Source organism: Jiella marina (assembly GCF_024359545.1).
Lineage (GTDB): Bacteria > Pseudomonadota > Alphaproteobacteria > Rhizobiales > Rhizobiaceae > Jiella.
In genome coordinates, this window is sequence record NZ_JAKQZG010000005.1 from 85,533 (window position 1) to 100,147 (window position 14,615).

General features: G+C 64.4%; 12 protein-coding genes. 5 read left to right on the plus strand and 7 right to left on the minus strand.

The features are described 5' to 3' along the window. Nucleotides 1-83 precede the first annotated feature (83 nt). A complete protein-coding gene (speB, locus tag MF134_RS10625) occupies nucleotides 84-1,136 on the plus strand; it encodes an agmatinase (RefSeq protein WP_255339431.1) in 1,053 nt (350 codons plus the stop codon). 35 nt (nucleotides 1,137-1,171) lie between these two features. On the opposite strand, the gene MF134_RS10630 is transcribed toward speB, so the two are convergent. From MF134_RS10630 to MF134_RS10655, 6 genes are all read right to left on the minus strand, one after another. Next, a complete protein-coding gene (locus MF134_RS10630; RefSeq protein ID WP_255339432.1) occupies nucleotides 1,172-1,918 on the minus strand; it encodes a UTRA domain-containing protein in 747 nt (248 codons plus the stop codon). Between the two features lie 47 nt (nucleotides 1,919-1,965). Beyond that, a complete protein-coding gene (locus MF134_RS10635) occupies nucleotides 1,966-2,757 on the minus strand; it encodes an amino acid ABC transporter ATP-binding protein (protein ID WP_255339433.1) in 792 nt (263 codons plus the stop codon). Further along, the gene (locus MF134_RS10640; protein ID WP_255339434.1) at nucleotides 2,754-3,422 is read right to left on the minus strand and encodes an amino acid ABC transporter permease; all 669 of its coding nucleotides are present in this window, start codon (nucleotides 3,420-3,422) and stop codon (nucleotides 2,754-2,756) included. The genes MF134_RS10635 and MF134_RS10640 overlap by 4 nt, the downstream gene beginning before the upstream one ends. Beyond that, nucleotides 3,419-4,063, minus strand: a complete 645-nt coding sequence (locus MF134_RS10645) for an amino acid ABC transporter permease (protein WP_255339435.1) — start codon at nucleotides 4,061-4,063, stop codon at nucleotides 3,419-3,421. The genes MF134_RS10640 and MF134_RS10645 overlap by 4 nt, the downstream gene beginning before the upstream one ends. Before the next feature lie 349 nt (nucleotides 4,064-4,412). Continuing rightward, entirely contained in the window at nucleotides 4,413-5,255 is an 843-nt protein-coding gene (locus MF134_RS10650) for a transporter substrate-binding domain-containing protein (protein WP_255339436.1), read from the minus strand. A gap of 188 nt (nucleotides 5,256-5,443) precedes the next feature. Then, on the minus strand, nucleotides 5,444-6,814 hold the full coding sequence (locus MF134_RS10655; protein WP_255339437.1) for a formimidoylglutamate deiminase: 1,371 nt from the start codon (nucleotides 6,812-6,814) through the stop codon (nucleotides 5,444-5,446). A 161-nt stretch (nucleotides 6,815-6,975) separates the two neighbouring features. Here MF134_RS10655 and hutI point away from each other — a divergent pair, with 161 nt between their 5' ends. The 4 genes from hutI to hutU all read left to right on the plus strand — a co-directional run bounded on the left by hutI (nucleotide 6,976) and on the right by hutU (nucleotide 12,692). Further along, nucleotides 6,976-8,145 carry an imidazolonepropionase gene (hutI, locus tag MF134_RS10660; protein WP_255339668.1) on the plus strand — a complete coding sequence of 390 codons (1,170 nt, stop codon included), beginning with the start codon at nucleotides 6,976-6,978 and terminating at the stop codon, nucleotides 8,143-8,145. Continuing rightward, nucleotides 8,142-9,686, plus strand: coding sequence for a histidine ammonia-lyase (gene hutH / locus MF134_RS10665; RefSeq protein ID WP_255339438.1), 1,545 nt, complete (start codon nucleotides 8,142-8,144; stop codon nucleotides 9,684-9,686). The genes hutI and hutH overlap by 4 nt, the downstream gene beginning before the upstream one ends. Further along, complete coding sequence (hutG, locus tag MF134_RS10670) at nucleotides 9,683-10,510, plus strand: N-formylglutamate deformylase (RefSeq protein WP_255339439.1); 828 nt, start codon at nucleotides 9,683-9,685, stop codon at nucleotides 10,508-10,510. Before hutH ends, hutG begins: the two co-directional genes overlap by 4 nt. 514 nt (nucleotides 10,511-11,024) lie before the next feature. Beyond that, entirely contained in the window at nucleotides 11,025-12,692 is a 1,668-nt protein-coding gene (hutU, locus tag MF134_RS10675; RefSeq protein ID WP_255339440.1) for a urocanate hydratase, read from the plus strand. A gap of 194 nt (nucleotides 12,693-12,886) precedes the next feature. On the opposite strand, the gene MF134_RS10680 is transcribed toward hutU, so the two are convergent. Next, nucleotides 12,887-14,383, minus strand: a complete 1,497-nt coding sequence (locus MF134_RS10680) for a calcium-binding protein (protein WP_255339441.1) — start codon at nucleotides 14,381-14,383, stop codon at nucleotides 12,887-12,889. Between the last annotated feature and the right edge of the window lie 232 nt (nucleotides 14,384-14,615).

The following is a 14,615-nucleotide window of genomic DNA, read 5'->3' on the forward strand; positions in this document are numbered from 1 at the left end:
AGGATGCCGCGATTGGCGTTCAAGTCCAAGTCAGGGCGCAAAGTCTTGTGCGCTGCAACGCGGTGAAACGAGTCGGCGGGAACATGGACGAAAACAAGCTCAACGCCCTTCGCGCGCGCTATTCGGGTGAGAACGAGCGGGCGATCTACGATCCGGGCTTTGCGGCCGTGGCCGACCGCCTGTTCGACAAGAAGGGAACCCGGGTCGCGCCCTATGCCGGCCTGCCGACGCTGCTCGACGTCCCCTATCGCGCGGTCGACTGGAACGCCCTCGATCTCGCCGGGCTCGACGTCGCGCTGGTCGGCGTTCCGATGGATCTCGGTGTCACCAATCGCAATGGTTCGCGTTTCGGGCCGCGCGCGCTGCGGGCGATCGAGCGCGTCGGACCCTACAACCACGTCCTGAAGACGATGCCGACGCACGAACTCGCCATCGCCGACATTGGCGATGTCCCGTTCCGCTCGCGCTTCGACGTGGCGACATCCCATGAGGACATCGAAGCCGCGGCCAGCAAGATCGCCGCGACCGGCGTCATGCCGCTCTTCGTCGGTGGCGATCACTCGATCTCCCTCCCGATCCTGAAGGCGCTCGGCGCCAAACGGCCGGTGGGGATGATCCATATCGACGCCCATTGCGATACGTCCGGACCCTATGAGGGCTGCAAGTTCCACCATGGCGGCCCGTTTCGTCAGGCGGTGCTCGACGGGGTGCTCGACCCGGAGCGCACCATCCAGATCGGCATTCGCGGCTCGTCGGAGTATCTCTGGGAGTTCTCCTATGAAAGCGGGATGACCGTCATCCATGCCGAGGAGATCGCCGATCTCGGCATCGCGGCGGTGGTCGAGAAGGCGAGGGCGGTCGCGGGCGAGGGGCCGGTCTATGTCTCCTTCGATATCGACAGTCTCGACCCGGCCTTCGCGCCTGGCACGGGCACGCCCGAGATCGGCGGCCTGTCGACGCGCGAGGCCCAGGCCATCCTGCGCGGCCTCGGCGGGCTCGACATGATCGGCGGCGATGTCGTCGAGGTCGCCCCGCAATATGATGCGACGACCAACACCGCCCATGCCGGCGCCCAGATGCTGTTCGAACTCCTGAGCCTCGCTCGCCTGTCCAAGCGCTTTGAGAGCAAGGCTTGAGCCACGCGGCGGCGGTTCGGCCCGGCGGATCATGATCAGATGGCCCTAGAGGTGAAGCGCGCCGAAACCTCGTGGTCGGTTCCCGGATAGGTCAGGTTCACCGCGGTCACCGGCACGGCGTCGATCGTCGTTCGCCGTTTGATCGTGAGACACGGAGTGCCGCTTTCGATCAGAAGCTTTTCCGCGATCTCGTCATCCGCCGCGACGGCGCGGATGCGATATTCGGCGTCCGACCAGGGAACCTTCGAGACCAGCCAGGCGCCGGGGGACAGGATCTCGAACGGCTCCTTCTCGGCCTCGGGAACGAGTTCGAGATTGATCAGCCGGTCTTCGAAGCAGAAGGGCTGGCGCGCGGCGAAATGCCGGCACACGATCGCCAGGATCCTGCCCTTCGCGCCCAGTCGCTCGGCTTCCGCGGCTCTCGGCATGCGGATGTCGCGCGACAGGATCTCGTAGTGATAGGGCAGCCCGAGCGCTTCGACCTCGGAGCGGATGTCGACGATCGTCATGATCGCCGTATGCGACTGCGGTCGCTTGACGAAGGTCCCGGCCTTTCGGCGGCGTTCGATGAGACCGGCGGCCGCGAGCTGCGTCATCACCTTGTTGACCGTCATGCGCGAGCAGGCGAACTGCCTTGCGAGGTCCTGTTCGAAGGGGATCTGTGTGCCTGGCGGCCATTTGCCGGAGAGAATGCGCCCCTTCAGATCGTCGAGAATCGTCTGATGCAGTGAGCGGCGTTGCGGTTCCTGTGGATTTCGCGGTCGGATCTCGGTGGCGGACATGCCGCGATCCCTATCAGCTGCAGGCGCGATTCGTCCCTCCATGGCCGTCAGAGGAGCGTCGCGGCGCCGCGGTCGAGATAGGTCTCCATGAACTGCTGAAGCCGGGGATGGCGCGGCGTCGCGAAGATCTCCGAAGGCGGGCCGTCGAGCAGCAGCTTGCCTTCGTCGAGGAACACGATCTTGTCACCGACGCTTGCGGCAAAACCGATCTCGTGGCTGACGACGATCATGGTCATGCCGCCGCCGGCGAGTTCCCGCATCACGTTGAGGACTTCGCCGGTGAGTTCCGGATCGAGCGAGGAGGTCGGTTCGTCGAAGAGCAGGATATCGGGCTCCAGCGCCAGCGCGCGAGCGATCGCCACGCGCTGCTGCTGTCCGCCGGAAAGCTCGGCCGGGTAGTGATGACCGCGATCGGAGAGGCCGACACGGGCAAGCTGCGCCTCGCCGATCTCGTTGGCGTCCTTGCGCTTCATCTTGCGCACGGTGACCAGCGCCTCGGTCACATTGCCGAGCGCCGTCATGTGGGGCCAGAGATTGAACTGCTGAAAGACCATGCCGATCCGCGCGCGGACCTTGCGGATTTCGCTCGAGGGCAGGCGGGTGCGCCCGCCATCGCCGGTATCGGCGAAGCCGAGGGGCTCGCCATGGATCTCGATGATGCCCGAAGTGGTCTCCTCGAGGAACGCGATGCAACGCAGAAGCGTCGACTTGCCCGAGCCGGAGGGCCCGAGAATACAGGTGGTCGAACCGCTGGGGACGGCGAGGTCGATCCCCTTCAGGACCTCGGTCTTGCCGAACGACTTGTGGACGTCGCGGACCGTGACGGCGGGACGGGTCATGAATGGGCGAACCTGAACTTCGAGAGTTTCGCCTCGGCGATCCGACCGAGGAAGCCGGACAGTTCGACGAGGAACCAGTAGAACAGAGCAAGCAGGAACATCGCCTCGACGAAGGCATATTGCTGCGAGCCGATCGCGCCGACCACGAGGGTGAGTTCCGGCACGGTGATGATCGACAGGATGGCGGTCTCCTTCATCATCAGGATCGCCATGTTCACGCATTGCGGCAGGACGAGCATGGTCATTTCCGGCACGAGAATGCGCCGGATGATCTGGCCGCGCGTCAGCCCGACGCATTGTGCGGCCTCCACATGGCCGGGCGGAATGGCATTGTAGCCTGCCCGAAAGATCTCGCTGTAATAGGCGGTCGAATAGACCGTCATGCCGAGAAGGCCGGCCGGAATCGGGTCGAGCGAGAGGCCGATAAAGGGGCCACCGAAGTAGAGAAGGAAGAGCTGCACTAGAAACGGCGTTCCGCGAATGATCTCGACGAGAAGGCGGAGCAGAAGGTCGAGCCAGCGCGGGCCGTAGCGCCTGAGCGTCGCCACGCCGAAGCCGAGAAAGACGGCAAGGATGTTCGAGACGACCCAGATCCAGATCGTCACCCAGAAGGCGCTGAGGATTTCCGGTAGGCGCTCGAAGATCAGGTCGAAATCGAGGCTCATGCGCGGCTTCCCGTCTTCAGCATGCGCTCGGCGAGCGAGCCGCCGCCGGCCACCACCCAGCAGATGACGAGATACATGGCGCCCGCCACCGAGTAGAAGAGCAGGGGCCGGAAGGAGGAGGCCGAAAGGTTCTGGGCCATGCGGGTGAGTTCGATGACACCGACGACGGAGACGAGCGAGGAGGCTTTCAGGATCAGGATCGCCTCATTGACCAGCGCCGGCAGCGTCAGGCGGAAGGCGATGGGCGCGCGAATGCGCGTCAGCTGCTTCCACGGGCTCATGCCGACCATGTCGGCGGCTTCGAGGAGGCCGCGCGGCACGGACTGGAACCCGCCGCGCAGGTTCTCCGCCTGATAGGCCGCGGTACAGAGCGACAGGCCGGCGACCGCCGCAACGACGCTCGGCACCATGATGCCGAGAACGGGGAGAAGATTGTAGATCAGTAGCAGCTGCACCAGCAGCGGCACGCCGCGAAACAGGCTGACATAGAGCGTCGCGGGGATGCTCAGCAGCTTGTTCGGCGAGAGCTTTGCCGCACAGATCATCAGGCCGATGGCCAGACCGATCATGATCGACACCGCGCTGAGCAGCACCGTCTTGCCCGCCGCCCACAGCATCAGTTCGAAAAGACGCATCGACATGGAGTATCAGTGTATCCTGTGTGGCGTCAGAGGGCGGTGTCGTGGCGGCAGGTGCCTGGGGTGGGATCTCGTCGCCGGCCTGTTTGAAGCGAGGTGCTGATCAACGTCCCGCTGCCTTCCTCTTCCGCCTCTCGCCGTCATCCTCGGGCTTGTCCCGAGGATCTACTGAGAGGTGTTTTGGGGCTCTCCGTGGGAGGAAGGGCGTTCGGCAATGGTTCTGGTGTGACGCTGGCAGTAGATCCTCGGGACAAGCCCGAGGATGACGTCCTAACTTGGATGGCCGGCGCCGACCGACCGCTTGTGGTCAGAGACAGACGGCGCCGGAGGCGTGGCGCAGAAGGCCGGCCAATCACACGTTCGGATCGGTCACTTCATCCGGCGTCTCGAAGGACTGGCCGAACCACTTTTTCTGGAGTTCGGCCATGCGGCCGTCTTCCTTCATCTTCATCAGCGCGGCGTTGACCGCATCGAGAAGCGACTGGTCTTCCGGGTTCTTCGTGCCGATGAAGCCGAAATAGGTCTTCAGGCCGAAGGCCGGGGTCACGGTCTCGAAGACGTCCGGCTGCTGCTGGGCGAGATAGGCGATGTTCGGCAGGGAGTTCGCGACGGCAGCGATACGGCCGGCCGCGAGATCGGCATAGGCTTCGTTGTAGCCGACATACTCGCGGGTCTCGATGGGCTCCGGCAGCGTCTCGCCATATTCCTGAACCTGGGCGAGCTGTGCGGTCGCCTTGCCGGCGCCCACGAGCTTGCCGGCGATGTCTTCCGGCTTCTGGATCGAATCGTCGCCGGCCTGCTTCAGGATCGCGACGGTCGCCTCGGCGATCGGGGTGAGGAAGCGATAGCGTTCCATGCGCGCCTTGGTGATCGTGGCGGGGCCGGCGACCATGTCGAACTGGCCGGCCTCGAGGCCCGGAAACACGCCTTCCCAGGGAAGCTCGACCCATTCGATCTTGACGCCCATCTCCTTGCCGATCTCTTCGAAGACGTCGACGTTCAGGCCCGCATGGGCACCGGTCTCGTCGATGAAGTCGAAGGGGGCGAAGGCAGTCTCGGTGCCGACCGACATGACACCGGCGGACTTGACCCGCTCGAGCGCGTCCTGCGCGAAGGCGAGCGAGCCGCCGGCGAAGGATGCGCCAACGGCGATCGAAAGGCTTAAGGCGGCTTTCAGAAATAGGCGCTTGTGCATGGGGTCGTGTCTCCGGTTAAGGTCGCGGGGCATCCTGGTCGATCGGATGGATCGGACGCGGGCTGGCGATATGCCTAGACATATCGAAACCTCTCATGCCCAGAATGTCAATTCATGTGCATCTTGGAAAGAGGCTAGATTTTCATCAGCCACAATTGACTGGCCTTAGCGTCATGGCGCGCCCGTCGTCATATCCGTTGCGACAGTCGTTCGACCGCTGACTTGAAGCGGGTGAAAATCTGATCGGCCATGATGTGACGCCCCGAGTCCACCTGTTTCTTTCCGAGCGCCCAGACGCAATTGATCGGCGAGCGGCTGGCCCCGAAGATGAAGGCGTCGAGGATCGCGTCGCCCCTCCGCCCGAGGAGGGCGGGGTGATCGGCCTTCAGGGAGACGAGATCGGCGAGTGCGCCTTCTGCGATGCCGGCTCTCTTGCCGAGGCCGGTGGCCTGTGCGCCGCCGGCCAGAGCCGCCTGGAAGAGCGTCCGGCCGTTGGAGGCGCCGGGCGGTGCGATGACGTTGCGGGCCCGATGGGCGAGGCGCTGGGCATATTCCAGCTGCCGCAATTCGTCGGCGACGCCGATGAGAATGTTGGAGTCGCTGCCGACCCCGAAGCGGCCACCCGATTCGATGAAATCCGGCGCAGGAAATGTTCCGTCGCCGAGATTGGCCTCGGTCACGGGGCAGAGGCCGGCGACGGCACCGGTCTGGGCGAGGCCCGTGGTCTCGGCTGGCGTCATGTGCGTCGCATGGATGAGGCACCACCGCGAATCGACAGGGGCATGGTCGAGGAGCCATTCGATCGGTCGACGGCCGCTCCAGCCGACACAATCCTCCACTTCCCTCACCTGTTCGGAAATGTGCATGTGGAAGGGGGCATTCGGCTTCAGTCCGGCGGCGAACTGCAACTCTTCCGGCGACGCGGCCCGCAGGCTGTGCGCGGCAATGCCGAGCCGCGCTTCGGAGAGGTTCGCAAGTTTCGTCTCGCTCGCCTCGACGAGCCGGGCAAACCGCTCCGGATCATTGAGGAAGCGCCGCTGGCCGTCGCTTGGAGGCACACCGCCGAAATCCGAATGGGCATAGAGAACCGGAATGAGCGTCAGGCCGAGGCCGGTCTCTGAGGTCGCTTCGGCGATCGAAGCCGCGAGTTCCGCGACATCCGCATAGGGCGTCCCGTCCGGCGCATGATGGAGATAGTGGAATTCGCCGACGCGGGTGAAGCCGCCTTCCAGCATCTCCGCATAAAGCTGCGCGGCGACCGCCGCGACATCCTCCGGATCCAGCGTCAGCGCCACGCGATACATCAGGTCGCGCCAGGTCCAGAACGTATCGCGCCCCGGCCCGCGCACTTCCGCCAGCCCCGCCATCGCGCGCTGAAAGGCGTGGCTGTGCAGATTGGCCATGCCGGGGATGAGGATATCCACACGCTCATCGCCGGGTTCCGGCGGGGCATGGCGTTCGACCGAAGCGATCCGGCTGCCTTTGATCGTGATCCGCACATCCTCAGCGAATCCCTCCGGGAGGAGGGCCTGCTTGGCGAGAAGAATTGTCTCGGGCATCGTAGGTCCTCGGCGTTCAATGGGTCCGCTTGCGCCATCCGGTGTTATGTCTATACTTAAAAACGCAGCATCGATAGCCCGCGAAAGGATCCTCCTTGACGGCAGACCCCACACGACAGGATGTCACACGCCGCGTCTGGCGCAATGCGCGGCTCGCGACCATGGCCGAGGGCGCAAAGGGTCTCGGCGCTGTCGAAAACGGCGTTCTTGTGGTCGAGGATGACCGGATCGCCTTTGCGGGGGCCGCTTCCGATTGTCCGCCGGTGCTGACCGACGGCGCCGAGACTATGGACTGCGAAGGTCGCTGGATCACGCCCGGCCTGATCGACTGCCACACCCATCTCGTCTGGGCGGGCAACCGGGCCAAGGAATTCGAGATGCGGCTCGCCGGTGCGAGCTATGAGGAGGTCTCACGCGCCGGCGGCGGCATCGTCTCGTCGGTTAAGGGCGTGCGCGGGGCGAGCGAGGACCAGCTCGTCGCCGAGACGCTGCCGCGCCTCGACACGCTGATCGCCGAGGGCGTGACGACGATCGAGGTGAAATCCGGTTACGGGCTCGATACCGAGAGCGAGATGAAGTCGTTGCGTGCCGCCCGGCGGCTGAGCGAGGAGCGGGACGTCGCCGTCACCACGACCTTTCTCGGCGCGCATGCCCTTCCGCCAGAGGCGCAGGGTGACAAGGCCGCCTACATCACCAAGGTCTGCGAGGAGATGCTGCCGGCTGTCGCGGCGGAAAACCTCGCCGACGCGGTCGACGGGTTTTGCGAGGGGATCGCGTTCTCGCCAGACGAAATGGCGCGGGTCTTCGATGCGGCGAAGGCGCGTGGCCTGCCGGTGAAGCTGCATGCCGAGCAGCTCTCCGATCTCAGCGGGGCGGAACTTGCAGCCCGCTACGGCGCGCTTTCGGCCGATCATCTCGAATATCTCTCCGAGGCCGGCGCGAAGGCGATGGCAAACAGCGGCACCGTCGCCGTGCTTCTTCCCGGCGCGTTCTACTTCATTCGCGAGACCAAGCTCCCGCCGGTCGATCTGATGCGCACCAAAGGGGTCCCGATCGCGCTCGCCACCGACTGCAATCCCGGCACCTCGCCGCTGACCTCGCTGCTCCTGACCATGAACATGGCCGCGACCTTCTTCCGCATGACCGTCGAGGAATGCCTCCTCGGCGTCACGCGCAACGCCGCCAAGGCGCTGGGGAAAGCAGACGAGATCGGGACGCTGGAGGCCGGTAAACGCGCCGATTTCTGTCTCTGGGATATCGAGGAGCCCGCCGAACTCGTCTACCGGATCGGCTTCAATCCGCTCCACCGCCGGGTGAGGGGCGGACGATGAGCGCGGCAATCACACTTCGTCCGGGCGCCGTCGCGCTCGCCGACTGGCGGCGCATCTATCGCGGCGCCTCGGCACGTCTCGACGAGACCGCCTGGCCGAAGGTCGAGGCGAGCGCGGCCGCCGTCGCGCGCATTCTCGCCAAGGGCGAGCCGGTCTACGGCATCAATACCGGTTTCGGGAAGCTCGCCTCGGTGCGGATCGGCAATGACGATCTCGAAACCCTGCAGACCAATATCGTTCTCAGCCATGCGGCGGGCGTCGGCGAGCCGATGCCGAAGGCCGTCGCCCGGTTGATGATGGCTCTGAAGCTTGCAAGCCTGGGGCAGGGGGCGTCGGGCGTCTCGATCGAGACGCTGAAGCTTCTCGAAGCGATGCTCGTCCAAGACCTGATCCCTGTGATCCCCTGCCAGGGCTCGGTCGGCGCCTCCGGTGATCTCGCCCCGCTCGCCCATCTCGCCGCCGCGATGATCGGGGTGGGGGAAATCTCCGTGGGCGAAGCAAAGATGCCGGCCGCCGACGCTCTCCGCGAGGCCGGTCTCGCACCGGCCACGCTCCACGCCAAGGAGGGGCTCGCGCTTCTCAACGGCACCCAGTTCTCGACCGCCTACGCGCTGGCCGGCTTGTTCGAGGCCGAACTCCTGCATCAATCGGCGCTGGTCACGGGCGCGCTCGCGACCGACGCCGCCAAGGGCTCCGACACGCCCTTCGATCCGCGCATCCACGCGCTGCGTGGCCATCGGGGCCAGATCGAGACAGCCCAATGTCTGCTCGACCTGATGGCGGGCTCCGCCATTCGCGCTTCGCACCGGGTCGACGATCCGCGCGTGCAGGATCCTTACTGCCTGCGCTGCCAGCCGCAGGTGATGGGCGCGGCGCTCGATCTCCTGCGCCAGGCGGCAACGACGCTTGGCACCGAGGCGAACGGCGTCTCCGACAATCCGCTGATCTTCGTCGAGACCGACGAGGCGCTGTCCGGCGGCAATTTTCACGCCGAGCCGGTGGCCTTTGCCGCCGACACGATTGCGCTTGCCATCTGCGAGATCGGTTCGCTCGCCGAGCGCCGCGTTGCCATGCTGGTCGACCCGGCACTCTCCGGCCTGCCGGCGTTTCTGACTCCGAAACCGGGGCTCAATTCCGGCTTCATGATCCCGCAGGTGACGGCGGCAGCCCTCGTTTCGGAAAACAAGCAGAAGGCCACGCCGGCGAGCGTCGACTCGATCCCGACTTCGGCCAATCAGGAGGACCACGTCTCGATGGCCGCCCATGGCGCCCGGCGGCTGACGGGCATGACCGAAAACGCGATGAACGTCATCGCGATCGAGCTACTCGCCGCGGCCCAGGGCTGCGATCTCGTCGGTCATCTCAAATCGAGCGAGGCATTGGAGCGGGTCCGCGCGCTCATCCGGGCGAGGGTTCCGACCCTGACCGACGACCGGCATTTCGCGCCGGACATCGCGGAGGCCTTCACCCTCGTCTTCTCTGGCGTGATCGTTGAGAGCGTGTCGCCACTGGCGCTTCCAGGCCTTGAGGTCGCGCCATGACGGACTGGTTGACCGTCAAACGGGGCGAAGCACCGCTTCTCCTCTCGCTGCCGCACACCGGCACAGACATCCCCGACGAGTTTCAGCCCGGCCTCGTCTCCCTCTGGCGTGCGCGACGCGATGCCGACTGGTGGATCGACAGGCTCTATGATTTCGCCGAGGGGCTTGGCGCGACCATCGTCCATACCGCGATCTCGCGCACGGTGATCGACGTCAATCGCGACCCTTCCGGCGTCTCGCTCTATCCCGGCCAGGCAACGACGGAGCTTTGCCCGACCGCCACTTTTGACGGCGAGCCGCTCTATCAGCAAGGGCGGGAACCTTCTGCAGAAGAGATCGCGCGGCGCAAGGCGCTGTTCCACACGCCTTATCACGCGGCGCTGAAGGCCCAGATCGCACGCCTGCGCGAAACCCATCCCGCGATCGTCCTCTATGACTGCCATTCGATCCGCTCGGTCATCCCGAGGCTCTTCGAGGGCGAACTGCCGCAATTCAACATCGGCACAAACTTGGGGGTCTCCTGCGATCCGGCGCTGCAGGAGGCGGTCGAGGCCATCACTGCGACGAGCGGCTTCTCCTCCGTCTCCAACGGCCGCTTCAAGGGCGGCTTCATCACCCGCTCGCTGGGCAATCCCGCCGCGGGCGTCCATGCCGTCCAGATGGAACTCGCCGGCCGGGGCTATGTGCGCGAGCCGAAAGAAGCGCCGACGCCGGAGAACTGGCCGACGCCGTATGAGGCGGCGTATGCCGCCCCCTTGCGCGAGCACCTGGAAGCCATTCTGGCGGCGTGTCTGGCTTTTGCCGAGGGGCGGGCCACGAGATGAGATGGTCGAAATCGATCCTGCGCAGCCCAAGGCAGAAGAGGCACCACCATCAACGCTTCGTCATCCTCGGGCTTGTCCCGAGGATCTACTGCCGGTCCCGCGCCAGAATCCTCCGCGAATGGCCTTCCTCGCAGGGACAGCCTGATGATCAAGTCTCGGTAGATCCTCGGGACAAGCCCGAGGATGACGCAGCTCTGGTGGAAATGCGTCTCCCGCTGACCCCGAAAGGTCGTTTCGGTTGCCCGCATGACGCGGTGAGCGCTGTGCCGAAGCATCTCGACCGACGGAGAGTTGCGGATCGCGATGCCGGTGACAGGGCGCGCACCCTCTCCGAAGATCGTCATTCTCGGGCCCCGTCCCGAGAATCCAGGGCAGCGTCACGAACGTCTGATCGCTTGGTTCTCTGGATCCTCGGGACAGGGCCCGAGGATGAGGGCGCTGAGGGATATGCGCACCTCTCGACCCGCCGAAGCAGCGCTCAAACCTCCATCCTGAACCCGAGGGCTCCCCACCCATGAACCGCCTCGACAACACCCGCACCATCCGCGCGCCCCACGGGCCGCACCTCTCCGCCAAGAGCTGGCTGACCGAGGCGCCGATGCGCATGCTGATGAACAATCTCGATCCGGGTGTCGCCGAGAAGCCCGGCGAGCTCGTCGTGTATGGCGGCATCGGCCGGGCGGCGCGGGATTGGGAGAGTTTCGACCGGATCGTCTCGACCTTGAGGCGGCTCGAGAACGACGAGACCCTGCTCGTGCAGTCCGGCAAGCCGGTCGGCGTGTTCAAGACGCACAAGGACGCGCCGCGGGTCCTGATCGCCAATTCCAATCTCGTGCCGCACTGGGCGAACTGGGATCATTTTCACGAGCTCGATAAGAAGGGTCTCGCCATGTACGGCCAGATGACGGCCGGATCGTGGATCTATATCGGCTCCCAAGGCATCGTGCAGGGCACCTACGAGACCTTTGTCGAAATGGGCCGCCAGCATTTTTCGGGCGACCTTTCCGGCAAATGGATCCTGACCGCCGGCCTCGGCGGGATGGGGGGGGCGCAGACGCTGGCCGCCACCATGGCGGGCGCCTCCTGTCTTGCCGTCGAATGCCGCCCGTCCTCGATCGAGTTCCGTCTGAAGACTCGCTATGTGGACGTCCAGGCCAAGGATATCGACGACGCACTTCAGATCATCGAGAAGGCGACGGCCGAGAAGAAGCCGGTCTCCGTCGCGCTTCTCGGCAATATGGCCGAGATCCTGCCGGAACTCGTCAAGCGCGGGGTTCATCCCGACATTCTGACCGACCAGACATCCGCCCATGACCCGGTCAATGGCTATCTGCCTGCCGGCTGGTCGCTCGCCGAATGGGAGGAGAAGCGCGAGCGCGATCCGAAGGCTGTGGCGAAAGCCGCCAAGGCCTCGATGGCGGTCCATGTGAGAGCGATGCTCGATCTCTATCGCGCTGGCGTCCCGACCGTCGACTACGGCAACAATATCCGCCAGGTGGCACTGGAAGAGGGCGTCGAGGACGCCTTCGCCTTTCCGGGCTTCGTGCCGGCCTATATCCGACCGCTCTTCTGCCGGGGTGTCGGCCCCTTCCGCTGGGCGGCGCTTTCCGGCGATCCGGAGGACATCTACCGCACCGACGAGAAGGTGAAGGAGCTGATGCCTGACGACGCCCATCTCCATCGCTGGCTCGACATGGCGAAGGAGCGGATTTCGTTTCAGGGCCTTCCCGCGCGCATCTGCTGGGTCGGCCTCGGTGATCGTCATCGCCTCGGCCTTGCCTTCAACGAGATGGTCGCGAAGGGTGAGTTGAAGGCGCCGGTGGTTATCGGCCGCGATCATCTGGATTCAGGCTCCGTCGCTTCGCCGAACCGCGAGACCGAGGCGATGAAGGACGGCTCGGACGCCGTTTCCGACTGGCCGCTCCTCAATGCGCTTCTCAATACCGCTTCCGGCGCGACCTGGGTGTCGCTCCACCATGGTGGCGGCGTCGGCATGGGCTTTTCCCAGCACTCCGGCATGGTCGTCGTCTGCGACGGCACGGAGGATGCGGCGGCTCGTGTCGGCCGCGTTCTCTGGAACGACCCCGCCACTGGCGTGATGCGCCACGCCGATGCCGGCTATGACATCGCGCTCGACTGCGCCCGGGAGAAACAGCTCGACCTGCCGGGCATCACGGATTGAGGGCAAGCACTGCCGATTTGGGGACTTGGCAGACCACCGGGCTTCGCGATCAAGCGATTGCCTTTGGTTTGTCTGCCAAGTGAGTTCGCACACGATTTCGCATCGCCCGAGCAAGTCTCGGCTCGTCTTGCGGGCGTTGCATGACGCATTGCCCGTCACGGTTGCCAGAGCGCGCGCCGCACCGTCTCGTCTCGTCAGAAGATGAAGTCGTTGGCGTCGAGATCGGCGATACTGACGTTGTTCAGCGTAATCGTGTTGGCACCGTCAGTGATCACTGCGTTGGCGCCGACCTGGGTCAGGTGGTTGGCCGCCAGATCGGCGAAGCCGGTGATGTTGCTCACCGCGGAGAGGTCGATTTTCTCGAGATTGTTCAGTGCCTCGAAATCGGTGATGACATCGTTGCCGAAGCCGTTGGCAAAGATAAAGGTGTCGCCGTTCACCCCGCCGCTCAGTTGGTCGTTGCCGGCTCCACCGTTCAGGAGATCGAAGCCGACTTCGCCGAGCAGCGTGTCGTTGCCGTTTCCACCACGCAAGTCATCGTTTCCGGCAAATCCGCGCAGATAGTCCCAGCCATTTTCGCCCCGCAGGATGTTTGCAGCCCCGTCTCCGAGAAGCGTATCGAAATAGGATGAGCCGACCAGGGCTTCGATTCCGGTGACGAAGTCCCCTTCCGCGTCGCCCCCGAAAGCATTGCCATTGCGAAGATCTACCGCGACCCCGGAGGTCGAGCCTTCGTAGTTTGCCTGGTCGTATCCGGTGCCCCCGTCGATGCGGTCGGCTCCGGCACCACCTCTCAGAATGTCGTTATCCGCACCGCCATAGAGCTGGTCGTCGCCACCATGACCATAGAGCTCGTCGTTTCCGTTGCCACCTGAAAGCGTGTCGTTGGCAGCTGGGTCGTCGGCAGGCGTGCCGAATTGATCCTCGCCGTCGCCGAGCAATTCGTCATTGCCTTCGCCGCCTTCGAGCACGTCGCTCTGGCGGCCACCGATCAGCTTGTCGTCGCCGTTTTCGCCGTAGAGGAAATCGTTGCTCTGGTTGCCATAGATGGTGTCGTTGCCATCGCCGCCAAAGATGGTGTCCTGCCCGTCCGGGAAGTCGCCGAGGTTCGCCCCGTTGTTCGCCGCACTGCCGCCATAGATGGTGTCGTCGCCCGTCCCGCCATAGATCGTGTCGACGCCAAGGCCGCCTTCAAGATGATCTTGGCCGGAGCCGCCGAAGATCTGGTCGTTGCCGCTCTGGCCATAGACGTGATCATTGCCGTCGTCGCTGTAGAGGAAATCGCCGCCGTCATCGATCCGGTCGTCACCATTGACGATATTGTCGCCATAGATGATGTCGTCGCCGCCCTCACCACGGATAGTGTCGATACCGCGATTTCCTTCGAGCTGATTGGCGCCGTTGTTGCCGGTGATCTGGTCGTTGGCGATACCGCCAATCAGGTTTTCGATGCTGAAATAATAATGCGTGGCCGAACCGTAAGTCGCCGAATTGGTCAGGAGGCTTGCCGTGAGCGAGAAGCTCGACCCGAAATATTCAACGGCGTCGATACCGCTGCCTCCATAGACAATACTAGTTCCGCCAGTGTCGATCGTCAGAATGGTACGATCGTTTCCGGCCAGCATATCGTATATATTGTTGCCGGGGCCTAACCCAAAGATGATGTCGTCGCCATTCGTTCCAGTGGGCATCTTCTCTCTCCCTGTACAGAGCTACCTGATAGGGGAGGCAACTCCTCAAAATTCAATTTAAAGACGTATTGCAGCACAGATTTTTGCGCGGTGTCGCCTGGACGGACGGCCGTGGTAGTGCCGACACGAACATTGTGCGCGAAGATTTCTGACCGCGCCTGGTAATCACGGTGTATGTGAACGCGTTGACGTTACGCAGAGGACAGCGAGCTTTGTCGGCTCGAACAACCCG